This is a genomic window from Pseudomonas pisciculturae (genome assembly GCF_015461805.1).
GTDB lineage: Bacteria > Pseudomonadota > Gammaproteobacteria > Pseudomonadales > Pseudomonadaceae > Aquipseudomonas > Aquipseudomonas pisciculturae.
Genome location: NZ_JACVZE010000003.1, coordinates 287,649 through 304,818, shown reverse-complemented (window position 1 = coordinate 304,818; position 17,170 = coordinate 287,649). Strand labels below are relative to the sequence as shown.

The window sequence follows — 17,170 nt, the reverse complement described above, 5'->3', positions numbered from 1 at the left end:
TCGGTTTAAAAGTCAGGACCAGCGGCGAAAGATCAGCGACGTGTTCACGCCGCCAAAGGCAAAGTTGTTGTTCATGACGTAGTCGTGGTGCATCTCGCGGAACTCACCTTGCAGGTAGTCCAGCTCGCCGCATTGTGGGTCGACGGACTCCAGGTTAAAGGTGTGCACATACTGGTTGCGGTTCATCATTTCGATGCTGAACCACGATTCCAATGCCCCGCAGGCGCCCAGGGTATGCCCCAGGAAGCTCTTCTGCGAGCTGATAGGCATGCGGCTGCCGAACAGGCTGCTGGTGGCCAGGGTTTCGGCAATGTCGCCTTGGTCGGTGGCGGTGCCATGACCGTTGACGTAGCCGATGGCAGAGGGTTCCAGGCCCGCGTCTTCCAGCGCCAACTCCATCGCACGGCGCATGGTTTTCTGCTCCGGGCGCGTGGTGTGCTGGCCGTCGGCGTTGCTGCCAAAGCCCACCAGTTCGGCGTGGATATGCGCACCGCGCGCCAGGGCGTGTTCCAGTTCTTCCAGCACCAGCATGCCGCCGCCTTCACCGATCACCAGGCCATCGCGGCCGGCGTCGTAAGGGCGTGGGCTGGTCTGCGGTGCATCGTTTTTCAGGCTGGTGGCATAGAGCGCGTCGAACACCATGGCTTCGGTAGGGCACAGCTCTTCGGCGCCGCCGGCGAGCATCAACGGCAGGCGCCCGAACTTGATTGCCTCATAGGCATAGCCGATGCCCTGGCTGCCGCTGGTGCAGGCGCTGGACGTGGGGATCAGCCGCCCGGTCAGGCCAAAGAAGATGCTGATATTCGCCGCCGTGGTGTGGGGCATCATGCGCACGTAGGAGTTGGCATTAAGCCCCTCGGCCACCGAGTTCAGCAGCATATTGCCGAACGCCTTGATCTCGTCGGTGCTGCCGGTGGACGAGCCACAGGCCACGCCCATGCGCCCGTCCTTGATCGATTCGTCACCCAGCAAACCCGCGTCCTGCAACGCCTGCTCCGCCGCCCACACCGCCAGGCGCGAGACGCGGCCCATGCTGCGCAGTTGCTTGCGGGTCCAGTGGGCGGGCACGACAAAATCGTCAATTGGCCCGGCCAGACGCGTATTCAATTCGGTAAAACGGTCCCACTCGTCCATGCGCCGGATGCCGCTGCGGTTGGCGCGAAAGTTGGCCGAGATGGTCGCCCAATCGCCGCCCAGAGAAGTCATACCGGCCATGCCGGTCACTACGACGCGTTTCATCAGCACAGGCCTCCGTTCACGGCCAAGACCTGGCGGGTGATATAACCGGCCTCGGCCGACATCAGGAAATTCACCGCGCCCGCCACCTCTTCAGGGGTGCCCATGCGTTGCGCGGGGATCATCTTCATCAGTTCTTCCACCGGTACGTTTTCATCCAGCATCGCAGTGTCGATCAAGCCGGGTGCGACGCAGTTGACGGTGATCTTGCGCTTGCCCAGTTCGATCGCCAACGCCTTGGCTGCGCCGATCAAACCGGCTTTGGAGGCGCTGTAGTTGACCTGGCCACGGTTGCCGATCAAACCGGACACCGACGTGATGCACACGATACGCCCGGCGGCGCGACGACGAATCATCGGCATCATCACCGGGTGCAGCACGTTGTAGAAACCGTCGAGGTTGGTGCGCATCACCACGTCCCAGTCGTCTTCGGACAAGGCCGGGAACGCGCCGTCGCGGGTCAGGCCGGCGTTGAGCACCACGCCGTAATAGGCGCCGTGTTGCTCAACGTCGGCTTCCAGGATTTCCTTGCACGCACCACGGTCCGCCACATCGAATTGCAGCACCCGCGCCTGGCGGCCCAGGGCCTGGATTTCGACCTGAACCGCGTCGGCCTCGGCACGGCCACTGCGGCAATGCAGCACGATGTCATGCCCGGCCTGAGCCAGGCGCAGGGCGATAGCGCGGCCGATACCACGGCTGGAGCCGGTGACCAGTACGGATTCAGTCATGGCGTTTCGTCCTTCGATTCATCTAAATAGTTGGCCGCCTGGGGCGGTCGGAATACGTTCAAGCGCGCGCTGGCCTGGATGCCGTTGCCGGTGAGGTGGCATTCGAACACACCCATGCCGTTGTCGTCTTCCAACGAGCGCAGGCCGTGGATGGTCAGCTCGGCGCCGGCCGGGAAGTGCTCCACATTGCACTCGAATTTACGTGTGCCCAACAGGAAGCCCAGTTCCACGGCTTGGCCTTTCTGGCGTGCGCGGCACCCTGCATATGCCGCGACACTTTGTGCCATCAGCTCAATGCCGACCCAGGCTGGCAGGCTGCCGTCTGGACGGTTGAACAGGCCGCCGGGCTTGACGGTAACGCGGGTGTGAATCTGCTCTTCATCGAACGACAGCACTTGATCGATCAGGATCATATCGCCGGCGTGGGGCAGCAGTTCAGCGAGTGGCCAAGGGGTCATGGGGCCTCTCCGATAATCAGGCTGACGTTGTTGCCGCCAAAGGCAAACGAGTTGCTCATCAGGCGGGGTTTTTCCAGGGTGTCGCCCAGGCGTGCCCATTTCAAGGCGGGCAGTGCCGGGTCGGGCTGGTCGTCCCACACGTGGGGCGGCACCACGCCGTGGGCCAGGCTCAGCCAGCAGAACGCCGCTTCCAGCGCGCCGGCTGCGCCCAGGGTGTGGCCGCTCATGGGTTTGGTCGATGAGCAGGTCACCCCGGTAGGGAACAGGTTGGCGACGGCCAGGCTTTCCATGGCGTCGTTGTGTTGGGTGGCGGTGCCGTGCAGGTTCAGGTAACCGATCTGCTCAGGCTGCAATTTCGCGCTGGCCAGGGCCTTGCGCATCGACTGCAACGCACCTTTGCCGCTGGGCTCGGGCGCCGAGATATGGTGCGCATCGCAGCTGGCGCCGCTGCCCAGCAGGGCAATGGGCGCCGGTTGCCGGGTCATCAGAAACAGCACCGCCGCTTCACCGATATTGATGCCGTTGCGGTTCGCCGAAAACGGGTTGCAGCGCTCGTTCGACACCGCTTCCAACGCACTGAAGCCATTGAGGGTCAACTTGCACAAACTGTCGACGCCGCCGCAGATCACCGCATCGCATACCCCCAGGTCCAGCAGGCGCTGGGCACTCATCAGCGCGCGGGCGCTGGAGGTGCAGGCGGTGGAAATCACATAGGCCGGGCCGCAGAGTTGCAGCCAGTCGGCGAGGAAGTTGGCCGGGGCGCTGAGTTCTTGTTGCTGGTAGTCGTAGTCGCCGGGGAACTGATTTTCCCGTAGGTAATGAGCGATACCGCGGCTGGCCTCGTCGATGCCCGACGTGCTGGTGCCGAGCACAACGCCGACCCGCGACGCGCCGTAGGTGGTGATCGCCTGACGCAGCTCGCCCTCGATCTGCAAAGCGGCTTCCAGCAGCAACTGGTTATTGCGGCTGCTCTGCTGGCCCAGCTGCGGCGGGATGATCGCCAGCTCGCCCTGCACGCCACCCACCGGCAACACGCGCTCCGGCACCCAGCCGCTCTCGGCGCGCATGCCCGAGCAGTCACCGGCAAACAGGCTGCGGCTGACGTCGGCCTGGCCACGGCCGAGGGCGCAGATCACGCCGAGGGCGTTGAGGTAGGCAGTCATCGTGCGGCTCCCAGTGGTGTGATGCGGTAGCTCAAGGGCTGCCCGCTCATGTTCACGCTGAACACCTGGGAAGATTGATACACGATCTGCCAATGGCCCGGCAGCGTGCGCGTCAGGTCTCTGGCTTGTGCGGTCGGGTAAAGCGCGCGCAGGTCATCGGCCGAGGCCAGCGCAAACAGCAGCGCCGCAAACAACTCGCGGGCCTGTGGGTTGGGCGGCAGCAAACCATCGGCCTGCCACTGCCCATCGATCAGCTTCTGCCGGGCCTGGGGGATGCCCAACGGGTCCATCATCGACCAGCGAATGCCACCGCCTTCGCGCTGGATCACCAGCAGCCAATCCTGGCTCTGGCCGTCAGCCTGGCGTTGCACATGCAGTTGCATCGGCAGCGCCAGGGTCGGTGGTTTCTCGGGCAGCGGCGGCTGGCTGGCGCAGGCGCTCAGCAGCAACAGGCAGCCGATCAGCAACATACGGATCATGGAGCGGTGCTCGCCAAGGGTTTGCGGGCCACGCAGTTCACCAGGGTTTCTTCACGCTGACCCACCGGCGGCGCCTTGCGCAGGCCCCAGCGTTCCAACAGGCCGAAATCGCTGGAACGGCTCCACCACAAGTAAGGGTACGACACGTTCTGCGGGCCGAATTCAAAGCCCTGTTCGCGAATCATCTCCAGGTACTCTTCAGCGCTTTTTTGTACGTGCATCGGGTGGCGGAACAGCCAGCGGATCACCCACGTGTCGATATAGGCCTCGGTGGACTCGGCAAACAGCAGATAGCCACCCGGCTTGAGCACACGGTAGAACTCTTTGAGGGCGCGATGCTGTTCGACCAAGTGGTGGAAAGTCTGGTGGCAGAACAGGATATCGACGCTTTCGTCCGGCACATCAAGGGTGGCGCAGTCGCTACCGATCAGCTCCACTGCCATGCCCTGGCGTGCGGCCTCGGCCCTGCTCAACTCCAGGCTATGGGGGTCGGCGTCCAGGCCGATCAGGCGTTCAGGGGCGAACACCTGGCGCAGATACTGGAACGACTTGCCCTGGCCGCAACCGGCGTCCAGCAACACGGGGGCTTGTGGCAGCGGGTCGCTGAACAGGCTGCGCAGGTCGTTGATCGCCACGCGCAATACATGGTGCTGCCAGGTGTGGCTGCGCAGGAACCAGAAGCCAAACCTGGTTTCTTCGACGTAGTTTTTACTGAGGTAGTTTTTTTCAAGAGAAGGGCTGCTCATACCGGCTCGCTCGCACAAATTTCCGACAACATCCGCAGCCGCCGCTTGGGCTCGCTGACAAACGGGTTGCGCTCATCCCACGCGTAGCCGGCGAGGATCGAGCAGATCATCCGGCGGATCTCCGGCGAGCTGTCAGGGTGATAGATCACATCCTGGAACGTGCCGGCGTACCAGCCTTCGACGTAGCAGCGGAAGGTGTCGACACCGCGCTTGAGCGGTACGGCAAACTCGGTTTCCCAGTCCACGGTTTCGCCCGTCAGTTGGCGATGCAAGAGACCGGCGGCCATGCTCGCCGAGCGCATGGCGATGGTCACGCCGGAAGAGAACACCGGGTCGAGGAACTCCGCCGCATTGCCCAACAGCGCAAAGCCTGGGCCGTGCAGGGTTTTGACGTTGGCCGCATAGCCGCCGATGGTGCGCGCCGGGGTATCCCACACGGCGTTTTGCAGCACACCGGACAGGCTTGGGGTTTCGTCGATGAAGCTGCGCAGGCAGGCGTCGAGGTCGCTGTCGCGGCCGTCGAAATGCTCCTTGGCGGCGACCACGCCCACCGAGCAGCGGCCGTTGCTGAACGGGATGGTCCAGAACCAGATGTCGCGTTTCGTCGGATGGGTCGTTACCAGAATCTTGGTGCGGTCGAAGCCTGGGTGTTCGATGTGGTCTTCAACGTGGGTGAATACCGCCTGGCGCACGGGGAAATCAGATGGCAAGTCCAGGTCCAGCAGGCGCGGCAACACACGGCCGTAGCCGCTGGCATCGAGTACGAACCTGGCCTTGAGGTGGTACTCGCTGCCGTTCTCGCGGCGTACATGCAGGTAGCGGCAGTCACCGCTGAAATCCACGCCGACGATGGTTTCGCCGTAGCGAATTTCCACGCCTTGCAGCGCCGCTTGATCTGCCAGCAACTTGTCGAACTCGCCGCGCTGCACCTGGAAGGTGGTGGGCTTGCCGTTGCTGAACGTATCGCTGAAATCAAACGCGCTGTAGCGCTCGCCCCAGGCGAACGCGGCACCGGTTTTCAGCTGGAAGCCGGCGGCCTGCACGGCGTCGAGCATGCCGGCTTCTTCGATAAAGTCGATGCAGTGTGACAGCAGGCTTTCGCCAATCGAGAACCGTGGGAAATGCTGGCGCTCAATGATCAATACATCATGCCCTTTGCGCTTTAACAGTGCGGCGGCGATGGCCCCGGACGGACCGGCACCGATCACCACCACCTGGCGACGTTCCATTTCAACTGTGGGCACGAGGGCTCCTTGCCGCATTGGCGATAATCATATTCATAAGGCGTGTTTCTGTTGCCCGGCCCAGGGCGCCAGCATAAAGCTGAATGCCAGGCCCAGGCTGACCGACAGGCCGAAATTACTCACCGCGGGTGTGCTGGACACCGCCAGCAGGCCAAACGACAACCAGGTCGTCAGCGCAGCCAGCAGCGTGCCAAGAAGGCTGACCGCCGGCCCGCCGATCTGCTCGCGCATCAAGATTGCGTAGTCAACGCTGATGGCCGTGACCAGCAGCAACCCGAACAGGCTGAACAGCGTCAGCGGCTGGCCCAGCCAACCCAGGCTGGCCAGGCTGCACAGCGCCGCCAGAAGCGGCAGGGCGACGATGCGCAACGCACCGCCAAAGCCGAACGGCAGGATCAGCAGCAGCACGATCAAAACGCACGACATCAACTTCAATTCGGCGGCGCTGATCTGCGTGTCGGCAAACACCCGGTTCAAATCGCCCAAGCGGTCCACCAGTTGCACCCCTGGTAAATCCAGCGCCTGCACCCGCAGCAGCGCCGAGTTGTTCAGGCCTTGCAGGCTGACCATCGCCGCCACGCCGCCTTCAACCGGGCCCAGCCACAGCGTGCGCCATGGCTCGGCCATTGGGCCCGCCAGCGCAGCGTCGATGTCTTGAGTGGGCAGCGCTTGCAGTTGCGCGACTTCGGCCTGCAGGGCGCTGACGGGCACGCCCAGGTCCAGCAACGGTTGCCAGTGTTGGGGCAACGCGTTCAATGCATCACGCAGTTGTTGCTGCTCGGCGGGCCGGCTGACCAGTTGATTGAGCGACAAGTAACCCTGGAGCTTGTCCATGTTGACCAGTTGGTCCAGCCGCTGGCCCAGGGTGCTTTCACGCTCCAGCAACTGCTGCTGATTCTCTGCGCGCACCAGGAAGAACTGGCTGGTGGGTTGGAACCCGGTAATCCGCGCCACGGCCTGCGCTTCTTGCAGCAACTGCGGCGGTGCGCCTATCCATTGGCGAATATCGTTTTTGCTGTTCAAGTGCCACAGGCCACCTGCGCAAAACAGCAACAGCAGCACCAGCAACGCCGGGCTTGGTACGCGCTTGAGCAATGATGCACGCGTCTGCCACAAACCCTCGGCGATGCGCAGCGGCCATTGCGCCGGGCGTAACTCGACGCCCTTGAGCAAGGCGGGCAGCAGGCAGACGGCAGACAGGTACGCACCCACCAAGCCGGCAGCGGAGAATATGGCGATCTGTGTCAGCGCCGGGAACGGCGTCCACGCCAGCGCCAGATAGCCGATGCAACTGGTGGCCAGGCTCAGGCTCAGCCCCGGCAAGGTGATGCGCAGCGCCGACCAACTGCGCCAAGGCTTCATGCTCCAGCTCTTGGACAAGTAATGCAGCGGGTAATCCACCGCCACGCCGATCAGGCTGGAGCCCAGCACCAACGTCATCACATGCATATGGCCAAACACCGCCACACACGCCACCGCGCCAAACAGCATGCCCACCAGCACCGGCACGAAGGCGAGCAACACCCGCCAACGCCGGAACGCGAGCAACAGCAACAACAGGATGCCAACGGACGCGCCGCCGCCCACCCACGTCATTTCCCGTGTGGCTTGCTGCTGACCATTGGCGGCATACAGCAGGCCACTGGCGGCGAGCAATTGCGCGTCGTGCTCACTGGCTTGTGCGCGGCTGGCCTGGAGCAGATCCGCCACTTGCAGCGGCAGTTTCATGTCAAAGGCATTGCCGGTGGTGCGCGCACGCAGCAGCACCCAGCTCTTGCCATCGGCATCGGCAATCAGTGCGCCGCTGCCGATGTCCAGTTGCACTGAGCCGTGTTGTGGCTGGCTGTTCTGGATGCGCCCGGTCAGGCCCAGCCAATCGTCTTGACTGGGCACCAGGCTGAAGCCGGTGAAGGGGTCGAACAAGGCTTGCACGCGTTGTTGGATAAACGCGTCGGGCTGCGCGATCAGTTGTTCGCGGTCCTTGGCCGAGAGCATCGCCAGGCGCCCGCGCAGCAGTTGCTCGCGCAATGCAGGGAGATCGGCTTGCAGGTTCCACTGCACCTTTTCAAATAGGCCGCTGGCTTGCCATTGTTCGCCTAACTGTTGGGCCACGGCCACTGCTTGTTGGCGGTCGGCATGCCCCACCAGCACCAGCATTTCGCGGTTGAGTGGCTCTTGCATGCGCTGTTCGGCTTGCAGTTCCAGGGCATCAGGTGTGTTGCCTGGTACCAGCTCCATCAAGTTGGCCGACAGCGGCGCACCGTGGCGCCACTGCCAGCCAGCCAGTGCCAGCACGGCCACCAGCAGGATCAGGAACAGGCGCGGCAGCAAGCGCTCACTGGGCAAAGTCGTGTTGCTCCGCTTCGGTCAACGGCAGGTCGGCATGGCTGTCTTGCATGCGCAGTAAGGTGCTGTCGCCCTGGGTTTCCAGCAACTCGATGCTTTGTACCAGGTCGCCACCGTCGATATTGATCTGGGTGAAGACCTGCTTGAGCAGCAGCGAGCGTGGGGTCAGGGTCAGCTTCCATTGCTTGGCTTCGCCTTGCAGTTGCAGCTCGAAGTCACGTTGCAGGCCGCTGCTGTCGCCCTGAAGCACGGCGAGGAATAGGCGATTCTGCTCGGCGCCGGCGCTCTTGTTGGGCAGCAACTGCCAACCGGTGGCATCGCGCCGGGCGATGCCTTGGGCACTGATGCGGTAGTCCTGTTGCAATGGAGTTTTGAGCAGCCACAGCAGGCCGTGGTCCTTGGCCAGCACGAAGGTGCCTTTGCTGACCAGGGGTTGGGGCAGTGCGCGCAGGTGTTTCTCCTGGGTGAAATTGCCGTGGATCACGGAGGGTTTGGCAAGCTGGTCGCTGAGTTGTTGCAAGTCAAAAGCGTGAGCCGTGCCCGTAACGCTTAACAACACAATAAACGCGATCCATGTGGGAGCGGCGGTGCGACGATTCGACTTGCCCGCGAAGAACCTGAGGACGCCGCGTAGTGTCAGGCGACCCGCGTTATCGTTGGCGATTTTCGCGGGCAAGCCCGCTCCCACAGGGGTCAGCATTTCAAGGCCCTTTCGACGGCGTCGGTGAATATTGTGGGGGAAGCCAGTTGCATCTCGCGGCTGGCGACGTCCACGGCCACTTGCACGGTGCTGGCGCGGGTCAACCGCTCGCCGCTGGCCAAGTCGGTGATCAGGTAATTGACCTTCAAGCGATTCTCCCACTCCACCAAACTGGCGCGCACGTTGATGGTCTGGCCGAACACGGCGCCGCGCACGTAGCGCAGTTGCATGTCGATCACCGGCCATGCGTAGCCCGCTTCGAGCATGGCCGTGTAGTTGTGGCCGATCTTGTCCAGCAGCGCGCAGCGCGCCACTTCCAGGTACTTCACGTAATGCCCATGCCAGACGACGTTCATGGTGTCGACGTCAAAAAACGGCACGAGGATTTCAGTGTCGCAATGCAACACACCGGGGCTACGCATGCAGCCTCCAGTGTTGCGCGGCGATGCGTTGCAGGCATAGGCGTAGTTCGCCTTCCAGGGCGCGGTCTTCGATCACCGGCGGGAAGTCTTGGGCCAGTTGTTCGTGCATCGCGGCCAATGCGGGTGGCAGTGGGCGCGCATCCTCGGCCTGGGCACGCAGCCACACGCCCTGGTTGGCCGCGAGCAGGGTGGCGGCGGTGACCTGTTCGGTCAGCTCCAGCACGCGGATCGCATCGCGGGCGGCGATGGTGCCCATGCTCACTTTGTCCTGGTTATGGCACTCGGTGGAGCGCGAAAACACGCTGGCGGGCATGGTGTTTTTCAGCGCTTCGGCGGTCCAGGCGCTGGTGCCGATCTGCACGGCCTTGAAACCGTGGTTGATCATGGCGCGATCAGCTGGAGCGCCGGACAGGTTGCTCGGCAAGCCATGGTTGTAGCGCACGTCTACCAGCAGCGCGAGCTGGCGGTCGAGCAGGTCGGCGACGTTGGCCACCAGGGTCTTGAGGCTGTCCATGGCGAAGGCGATGTGGCCGCCGTAGAAGTGGCCGCCGTGCAATACGCGCTCTTCCTCGGCGTCGATGATCGGGTTGTCGTTGGCGCTGTTGAGTTCGATTTCGATGAACGAACGCAGCCAGTTCAGGCTGTCGGCCAGCACGCCGAGGACGTGGGGCGCGCAGCGCAGTGAGTAACGGTCTTGCAAGCGATGCAGCGGCGCGGTCGGTGCGTCGATGGCCAAATCCTTGCGCAACCAGGCGGCGACTTGCATCTGCCCTGGGTGCGGCTTGGCGGCGAACAGGCGTTCGTCGAAGTGTTCCGGGTTGCCTTGCAGCGCCACCACGTTCAACGCGGTGATGCGCGTGGCCAGTTGCAGCAGGTAGTCGGCGCGGGCGAAGGCCAGGCAGGCGAGGCCGGTCATCACCGCGGTGCCGTTCATCAGTGCCAGGGCTTCCTTGGGGCGCAACACCAGCGGGTCCCAACCCAGCTCACGATGCACGTCGGCGGCTTGGCGACGTTCGCCACGGAACATCACTTCGCGCTCGCCAGACAAGGTCGCGGCCACGTAGGACAACGGCGTCAAATCACCGCTGGCGCCCACCGAGCCTTCTTCGGGGATCAGCGGCAGCACGTCGTGTTCGAGGAACGCGTGCAAGCGCTCAAGCAATTCCACACGCACCCCGGACACGCCGTGGCACAGCGATTGCAAACGCGCTGCCAGCACGGCGCGGGTGGCTTGTGCATCCAGCAGTTTGCCCAGGCCGCAACCGTGGAAGGTGTACAGATGGCGGGGCAGCGCCTCGACGTGCTGCAACGGCACCGCCACTACGCACGAGTCGCCGTAGCCAGTGGTGACGCCATAGATCACGCCTTCCTTGTCCAGCAGCGAGTCGAGGAACTGCGCGCCCTTGGCGATACGCTGGCGATACGCGGCATCGCCCTGCAATTGGGTAGGCGCCTGACGGTTGGCCAGGGCCAGCACGTCTTCGATGCGCAAAGGGCGTTCGCCAAAGGTTACCGGCTCAAGATGCGTCGTCATCGGTCTTCCAGAAAGGGTAAAAGTTGAACCATTGTTGGGGCGCTTCCAGGCAGAACTGGCCCAGGCGTGCGGCGTAGCGCGCGGTCCACAGGGCTATGACCTGCTCGCGGGTATTTCGCTTCCACTCGATCAATTGAGCGAAAGGCTCGATGGTCAGGCGATAGCGGTTGTTGTGCTTGAGGCACATCAGCAGGTTCACCGGGCACTTGAGCAAACCAGCCAACAGCCACGGGCCTTGGGGGAAGGCGGCGTCATGGCCGAGAAAATCCACCCGCACCGTGCGCCCGCCGTGCAGCGGCACGCGGTCACCGGCGATGGCCAGCCACTCGCCGTCGTCCAGGCGCTGGCTGAGCAGCAGCATGGTGGCCGGGTCCAGCTCGCTGACCTGGATCAGGCGCAAGTGGGTCGCCCCGGCTTCGCCCAGCAAGCGGTTGAATTGTTCGGCGTGCTTGGTGTGCACCAGCACGTTCATGGTCACTTGCTCGCCGATCTCGGCCAGCGCACGGCACACTTCCAGGTTGCCCAAGTGCGCGCCCACCAGCATCTGCCCACGTTCGCCGCGCAGTTGCCCGCGCAATTGCGTCGGGTCGTTGATCTCGATCTGTTCCAGGCGCAGCTTGCCGTTCCACACGTCGAGCTTGTCGAGCAATGAGTCGGCGAAGGCCATGAACTGGCCGAACACTCGGCGGTGAGTAGGGCGCAGGTCGTCACGCCCGCTCCAATCAGCCAGGCGCTGCTGATACTGCCAGGCGCTTTGGCGTGCGGTACGGCCGAACAGGAAGAAGTACAGCACGATGGCGTACAGCACCGGGCTCAACACTCGGCGGCCGAGCACCTTGGCGGCGAACGCGGTGAGCTTCATCAGCCAGTAGCTGCCGCGCTCCTCGCGGTCGGCCCAGTGCTTGGTGCTGTCACTCATGCCTGCCACCGTCGCCACAGGATCATCGGCGCGCGCACCAGCATGCCGAAGAACAACCGGGTGTGCATGGCCGAGATGCGCACGTTGTCGCGGAACAAGCGGAAGTGCGACAGGCCATCGGCGGGGTAATGCACGCGGGTCGGCAGCCAGCGCATCGGCTGGTTGCGCCAGGCCAGGCGCACCAGAATGTCGGAGTCGAAATCCATGCGCGTGCCGATGTAGGCCGAGTCCATCAGCGCCAGCACCGGTGCCAGCGGGTAAGCGCGAAAGCCGCACATCGAATCGCGGATCTGCAGCGACAGGGTGTTGATCCACACCCACACGTGGGTCAGGTAGCGCGCGTACAGGCGGCCCTTGGGCACGCTGTCGTCGTATTCGGGATAGCCGCAGATGATGGCGTCGGGGTGCCTGCGGGAGGTGTCGATAAAGGTCTCGACTTCACGCAGGTCGTGCTGGCCGTCGGCGTCCACTTGCAGGGCGTGAGTAAAACCCAGGCGTGCCGCTTCGCGAAAACCCGCCATCACGGCGCCGCCCTTGCCTTGGTTGGTGGGCAGGGTTAACAGGGTGACGTTATCCAGGGTCGCCAATTGCGCCAACACTGCCGCGCAGGCCGGGCTGCTGCCGTCGTCCACCAACAGGCAGGGCAGGCCGCTGTTCAACAGGCTTTGGACCACGGCTGGCACGGCCGCTTCGTGGTTGTAGACCGGGATTAGCGCGCAGGGCTTATGCATGCGCAGTCTCCAGCAGGATGCGGCCACTGGAGCAGGCCGCAACACCGTTGCGATAGGCGAAGTACAGCTTGCCGCGTTCCTGATCAAAGCGCAGGTGCAGTTCGATCGCATCACCCGGCCGTACCAATTGCTGGAACTTGAGCACTTCCATCCCACCGAAGGTCGCTGGCAAGTCGAGCAGTTGCTGGCCGAGGTTGAACGCCCATTCCACTTGCACTACGCCCGGCAGCACTGGCGTGACCGGGAAGTGGCCGCTGAAGTAAGCCAGGTCCGGCGGAATGCTCAGTTGCAGTGTCCACTCGCCATTGGCTTCGACTTGCTGCAGCACTTCCGGGGCTTTTGGCCGTGGTGCCAGCAGCAGCGCCTCGACGTGTGCCTGGGGCAGTTTGCCTTGGCTGTTGAGCGGTAACTGGCGCAGCAAACGCCAACGACGCGGCAGTGCCAGCGCTTCGCAATGCTGGCTCAGATGCTGGCGCAACGTTTGGGTCAGCGTGCGCCGCCCTTGATTGCGCAGGGCGTGCAGGCCCTCGGCGCTCAACACCACCAGTGCGCCGAGGGAGGCGCGGTTTTCCTGTACCACGCCCAGGCGCGTTTCGGCGACCCAAGGGTGAGCCATCAGCGCGTGTTCCAGCATGGGCAGGGAGATACGTTTTTCTTCCAGTTTGACGATGCGGTCCAGACGGCCGAGCAGTTCGAAGCGGCCATCGGCGTGGATGCGCGCAGCGTCGGCGGTCTGCTCGATATGCCCGGCGGGCAAGTAGGGCGAGGCGATACGCAGGGCGCCATCGGCGTCCTGGCTCAACACGACATCGGCGAACGGCTGCCAGGGCTGCGCGCCTTGGCGCCAGGCGATGCCACCGGTTTCCGAGCTGCCAAGGATCTCTGTCGGCCATTGCTGCAGGCGGTCGTACAGTTCGCCGGCGGCCTCGACGGGCAAGGCGCCGCCGGACGAAAACACCCGTGACACCTGGCTCAGTGCAGGCCAGTCGAGGTTGTCGCCCATGCGCTTGAGCAGCGCCGGGCTGGCCACCCAGGCGAACTGTGGGTGTTCACGGCTGGCGCGCTGCAAATCCTCGGGAAAGGCCAGTTGCTTGCGCACAAAGGTGCGACCGGCGCACAACGGCCACAACACGCGAAACAGCAGGCCGTAGATATGTTGGGTGGCAACGCTGCCGATGATGCAGGCGTCTTTGAGGTCGAGGCCCCATAACGTCTCCAGGGCATCGACTTCGTTGGCCAACTGGCGCAGGGACTTGTCGATGCGCTTGGGTTCGCCGCTGGAGCCCGAGGTGCACAGGCTCAATTGGCACGCGTCCAGATCCAGCGCCGCAGCGCTCAACGGCGGTTGATACAGCGCGTCGAGATCGGCGGCCTCGGTCAGCCAGGCGTCAACGGCTGTGTTCCAGCGTTGGCGTGTCTGGGGTTGCAGATCGGCAGGCAGCAACACGCTGACCCCGGCCCGCCAGGCGCCCAGCAAGGCAATCGCCAACAGGCCGGCGTCTTCCAGGTGCACGGCCAGGCGTTGCACGCCACGGGCTTGCAGGCCCGCCGCCAGGCTCAGGGATTGCTCCCACAGCTGGGCATGATTCATTGCAGGTTCGGTGGTCACCCAACGCTGTTCCAACGGCTCAAGCAGCAAGTGCTCAAGTTTCAACCCTTTCATACGCGGCCTCGAACCCTTTGTCGTATTAGCCATTCCACGGCAAACAACAGGCCCATCAACCCGTAGGCGATGAGGCCGTTGTACAACGTCCACCAACTCAGCGGCGCCCACAGGGTGAGGGCGGCGGCGAGCAGGCCATTACACAGAAAAAACACACTCCACACCACGGTGACCTGGCGGGTGTACACGATGGCATGGGGTGGTAATACGGGGTCGGTCATGCGCGCCAGGCGCTCCACCATCGGCGGGCCATATTTGAGGCTCAAGCCAAACAGCGACAACATGAACGCGCTGACCAGGCTCGGGTACCAACGCAACAGGTGCGGGTTGTCGAACCAGGCCAACAGCAGGCAGAACACGATCACCACCAACGCCATCCAGCGACTGCCGGGGCGGCGCGCCCCGGTGAGTGCGCGCAACAGCCACAGGCTGCCCAGCAGCAGGCCGAATTGCCACGGCGCAAAGTGCTCGGTGCCGTAATACACCGCAAAGGGGTACAGCAGCCCCGCCAGCAACAGGCCGAGGCCGATCAGCCGGCTCATGCGGCAGGTGTGACCAGGCGGTACACGGCCTCAACCACGTCGTTCACGGTGCGCACCGCCTTGAATTCCTCGGCAGCGATTTTTTTGCCGGTCTGGCGCTTGATATGGTCGATCAAGTCCACGGCGTCGATGCTGTCGATTTCCAGGTCCTGGTACAGGTTGGCGTCGAGGGTGACGCGTTCCGGTGGCAGTTCAAACAGTTCCACCAAGGCATCGCGCAGGGTGTTGAAAATATCGTCACGAGTTTGCATGGTACGGTCTCAAGCTGCCTGTCGGGCCGTGACGAACGCCGCAAGGCTGGCCACGTTGGTGAAGTGATTGCGGGTGTCCTTGGCGTCGGCATCTATCTTGATGCCGTACTTTTTCTGGATCGCCAGGCCCAATTCGAGGGCGTCTACCGAGTCCAGGCCCAGGCCTTCGCCAAATAGAGTCTGGTCGCTACCGATGTCGTCGACACTGATGTCTTCCAAGCCCAGGGCCTCGATGATCAGCGTCTTTATGTCGTACTCAAGGCGTTGTTGGTCGCTCATCTTCGGCGAGCTCCTTAATAAAATAGTCATGCAGGTAATCGTTGAGCTTGCGTGAGGCCTGGGGCGCGGGCCCCAGTGTTGCGAACGCCTGTGGTTCTATATCGGCACCCACGCGCAAACTAAAGTGAAAGCGGCGTTTTGGGATGCGATACCAGGGTTCGGCTTTGGTCAGGGTGGTGGGGCTGACCTTGATCACCACCGGGGTCACGATTGTCGCACCACGCAGCGCAATGGCGGCGGCCCCGCGATGAAAGGCAGGCGTCGCGCCGGGTGTGGTGCGGGTGCCTTCCGGGAAGATGATCAGGGTCTGGCCTTCACGCAGGGCGTCGGCAGCGGCATCAAGCATATCGGCGCTGCCGTCATTGCTGATATAGCCTGCGTCGCGCACAGGCCCGCGCATGAACGGGTTTTGAAACAGGCTCTGCTTGACCACGCAGTTGGTCTGGCGCATCAAGCCAATCAAGAACACCACGTCGATCAGCGACGGGTGATTGGCGACGATCATCTGGCCGGGACGACCGAGTTTCTCGGCACCCTCGACGCTGTAGGTGAGCACACCAAAGCGTTGCATCATGCGAATAAAGAACCAGAACAGCCTGCTGATGGTATGGCGGGCACGGCGCTGGTGCGTTTCGGCACTGCCCGGCAGGCAACTGAGCAGCGGAAACACCAGCAAGCGCAGGCACAGGCCGCCGACGCCGAAGACAAAGAAGCTGGCGGCAGTGGCGAACAGGCGCCAGTAGTAAGCGTCCCGTGGTTTGTCGGTCACGGTTTGCGTTGCCAGTTCCATACGCGATTCTTCCAGGCATGTTGGCAGTCGGCCTGCTCGGTGAGCAGGGCGCGCAGCAGGTTCAGGGCATGGGGCCACTGGGTTTGAGTGGGTTGGACAGTGCCCGCGCTCAGTTCCAACTGCCACTCGTCGCCCGGCGTCACCAACAGGCCAAGGGCGTAGGGGAACGGCACGTCTTTGATCCAACGGGCATACGCTTCGGGCGGCTGCTCTTCGGTGATCACCAACAAGACCGCTGGCGCGCCTTCGTTGAGCAGTGCGGCGGCTTCGAGCATGCCGTGCTCCAGGCCGTCGCCAGCAGCAGCGAGGGCGGTCATTTCACTGGTTTCGTTACGCAGGATCGACCACAGGCCGATCACCGCGTTATGCACCGACAGGCTGAACTGGGTGGGCGACAGTGGCTGGTCGTTGGCTAGGTCGCTGAGGATGTCGAGGGTGCGTGGGGTTTCGCCATGCCGGGAGATGAACACCAGCGGCAGATCCTTCAAACCCTCGGCCAACGGCCAGCCCACACTGAACGCCATGCGCGCCAAACGGCTGAGGCGACGGCGCTGCATGGCCGGCAGGAACGATACGTCAGGGGAGGCTTCGCTTACGGGCAGCAACACCGGGGTCTGGCACCAGGCTTGCCAGTCGTCCACGCTTTCGAGCCCTGGGGCCCATGCGCGCCATTGGGCGATGTTGAAAGTGATCACTGAGAGATTATCCCGCCCCTGCGGGCTTCCATGTGCGGCTGTTGGCCCCGAATACCGGGACAGGGAGCAATAGCCGAATGGCGCGCATTATCCCGGTGCCGTGGGCTTCTAGCAAATTTTGGTAAAGAAATGTTCAAGGCTGATTACAAATAGGTGGGAAAGAGTTATGGATTGTCCTTTACCTGAGAGCAACAGGGGTTGTCGGACTGTTCTGTTTAATGTGTCGGTGGTGTATGACTGC

General features: G+C 63.3%; 19 protein-coding genes. All 19 read right to left on the bottom strand.

Going from position 1 to position 17,170, the window contains the following annotated elements:
• Positions 1-12 precede the first annotated feature (12 nt).
• Genes ICY20_RS10385 through ICY20_RS10295 form a run of 19 tightly spaced genes read right to left on the bottom strand, consistent with a single transcriptional unit; the run spans position 13 to position 16,929 of the window.
• The gene (locus tag ICY20_RS10385; protein WP_159962515.1) at positions 13-1,239 is read right to left on the bottom strand and encodes a beta-ketoacyl-ACP synthase; all 1,227 of its coding nucleotides are present in this window, start codon (positions 1,237-1,239) and stop codon (positions 13-15) included.
• The gene (fabG, locus tag ICY20_RS10380; RefSeq protein ID WP_194937432.1) at positions 1,239-1,967 is read right to left on the bottom strand and encodes a 3-oxoacyl-ACP reductase FabG; all 729 of its coding nucleotides are present in this window, start codon (positions 1,965-1,967) and stop codon (positions 1,239-1,241) included. The genes ICY20_RS10385 and fabG overlap by 1 nt, the downstream gene beginning before the upstream one ends.
• Entirely contained in the window at positions 1,964-2,425 is a 462-nt protein-coding gene (locus ICY20_RS10375) for an ApeP family dehydratase (RefSeq protein ID WP_159962513.1), read from the bottom strand. The genes fabG and ICY20_RS10375 overlap by 4 nt, the downstream gene beginning before the upstream one ends.
• Positions 2,422-3,588, bottom strand: coding sequence for a beta-ketoacyl-[acyl-carrier-protein] synthase family protein (locus ICY20_RS10370; RefSeq protein ID WP_159962512.1), 1,167 nt, complete (start codon positions 3,586-3,588; stop codon positions 2,422-2,424). Before ICY20_RS10370 ends, ICY20_RS10375 begins: the two co-directional genes overlap by 4 nt.
• Entirely contained in the window at positions 3,585-4,067 is a 483-nt protein-coding gene (locus tag ICY20_RS10365) for a hypothetical protein (RefSeq protein ID WP_159962511.1), read from the bottom strand. The genes ICY20_RS10370 and ICY20_RS10365 overlap by 4 nt, the downstream gene beginning before the upstream one ends.
• Positions 4,064-4,813 carry a class I SAM-dependent methyltransferase gene (locus ICY20_RS10360; RefSeq protein ID WP_194937431.1) on the bottom strand — a complete coding sequence of 250 codons (750 nt, stop codon included), beginning with the start codon at positions 4,811-4,813 and terminating at the stop codon, positions 4,064-4,066. The genes ICY20_RS10365 and ICY20_RS10360 overlap by 4 nt, the downstream gene beginning before the upstream one ends.
• Positions 4,810-6,057 carry an NAD(P)/FAD-dependent oxidoreductase gene (locus tag ICY20_RS10355; protein ID WP_194937430.1) on the bottom strand — a complete coding sequence of 416 codons (1,248 nt, stop codon included), beginning with the start codon at positions 6,055-6,057 and terminating at the stop codon, positions 4,810-4,812. Before ICY20_RS10355 ends, ICY20_RS10360 begins: the two co-directional genes overlap by 4 nt.
• Positions 6,058-6,090: 33 nt before the next feature.
• On the bottom strand, positions 6,091-8,403 hold the full coding sequence (locus tag ICY20_RS10350; RefSeq protein WP_194937429.1) for an MMPL family transporter: 2,313 nt from the start codon (positions 8,401-8,403) through the stop codon (positions 6,091-6,093).
• Complete coding sequence (locus tag ICY20_RS10345; protein WP_159962507.1) at positions 8,393-9,103, bottom strand: outer membrane lipoprotein carrier protein LolA; 711 nt, start codon at positions 9,101-9,103, stop codon at positions 8,393-8,395. The genes ICY20_RS10350 and ICY20_RS10345 overlap by 11 nt, the downstream gene beginning before the upstream one ends.
• Complete coding sequence (locus ICY20_RS10340) at positions 9,097-9,525, bottom strand: acyl-CoA thioesterase (RefSeq protein ID WP_194937428.1); 429 nt, start codon at positions 9,523-9,525, stop codon at positions 9,097-9,099. Before ICY20_RS10340 ends, ICY20_RS10345 begins: the two co-directional genes overlap by 7 nt.
• Positions 9,518-11,059 (bottom strand): HAL/PAL/TAL family ammonia-lyase, encoded by a 1,542-nt coding sequence (locus ICY20_RS10335; protein ID WP_194937427.1) that lies wholly within the window; start codon positions 11,057-11,059, stop codon positions 9,518-9,520. Before ICY20_RS10335 ends, ICY20_RS10340 begins: the two co-directional genes overlap by 8 nt.
• Positions 11,043-11,978, bottom strand: coding sequence for an LpxL/LpxP family acyltransferase (locus ICY20_RS10330; protein WP_194937426.1), 936 nt, complete (start codon positions 11,976-11,978; stop codon positions 11,043-11,045). The genes ICY20_RS10335 and ICY20_RS10330 overlap by 17 nt, the downstream gene beginning before the upstream one ends.
• A complete protein-coding gene (locus ICY20_RS10325) occupies positions 11,975-12,709 on the bottom strand; it encodes a glycosyltransferase family 2 protein (protein WP_159962504.1) in 735 nt (244 codons plus the stop codon). The genes ICY20_RS10330 and ICY20_RS10325 overlap by 4 nt, the downstream gene beginning before the upstream one ends.
• A complete protein-coding gene (locus tag ICY20_RS10320) occupies positions 12,702-14,372 on the bottom strand; it encodes an acyl-CoA synthetase family protein (RefSeq protein WP_194937425.1) in 1,671 nt (556 codons plus the stop codon). Before ICY20_RS10320 ends, ICY20_RS10325 begins: the two co-directional genes overlap by 8 nt.
• Positions 14,369-14,914: a COG4648 family protein gene (locus ICY20_RS10315; protein WP_194937424.1), complete on the bottom strand. Its 546-nt coding sequence runs from the start codon at positions 14,912-14,914 to the stop codon at positions 14,369-14,371. Before ICY20_RS10315 ends, ICY20_RS10320 begins: the two co-directional genes overlap by 4 nt.
• The gene (locus ICY20_RS10310; protein WP_016979215.1) at positions 14,911-15,165 is read right to left on the bottom strand and encodes an acyl carrier protein; all 255 of its coding nucleotides are present in this window, start codon (positions 15,163-15,165) and stop codon (positions 14,911-14,913) included. The genes ICY20_RS10315 and ICY20_RS10310 overlap by 4 nt, the downstream gene beginning before the upstream one ends.
• A gap of 9 nt (positions 15,166-15,174) precedes the next feature.
• A complete protein-coding gene (locus ICY20_RS10305) occupies positions 15,175-15,444 on the bottom strand; it encodes a phosphopantetheine-binding protein (RefSeq protein WP_105522073.1) in 270 nt (89 codons plus the stop codon).
• Complete coding sequence (locus tag ICY20_RS10300) at positions 15,422-16,234, bottom strand: lysophospholipid acyltransferase family protein (protein WP_159962501.1); 813 nt, start codon at positions 16,232-16,234, stop codon at positions 15,422-15,424. The genes ICY20_RS10305 and ICY20_RS10300 overlap by 23 nt, the downstream gene beginning before the upstream one ends.
• A complete protein-coding gene (locus ICY20_RS10295) occupies positions 16,210-16,929 on the bottom strand; it encodes a beta-ketoacyl synthase chain length factor (RefSeq protein WP_194937423.1) in 720 nt (239 codons plus the stop codon). Before ICY20_RS10295 ends, ICY20_RS10300 begins: the two co-directional genes overlap by 25 nt.
• Positions 16,930-17,170: the final 241 nt, after the last annotated feature.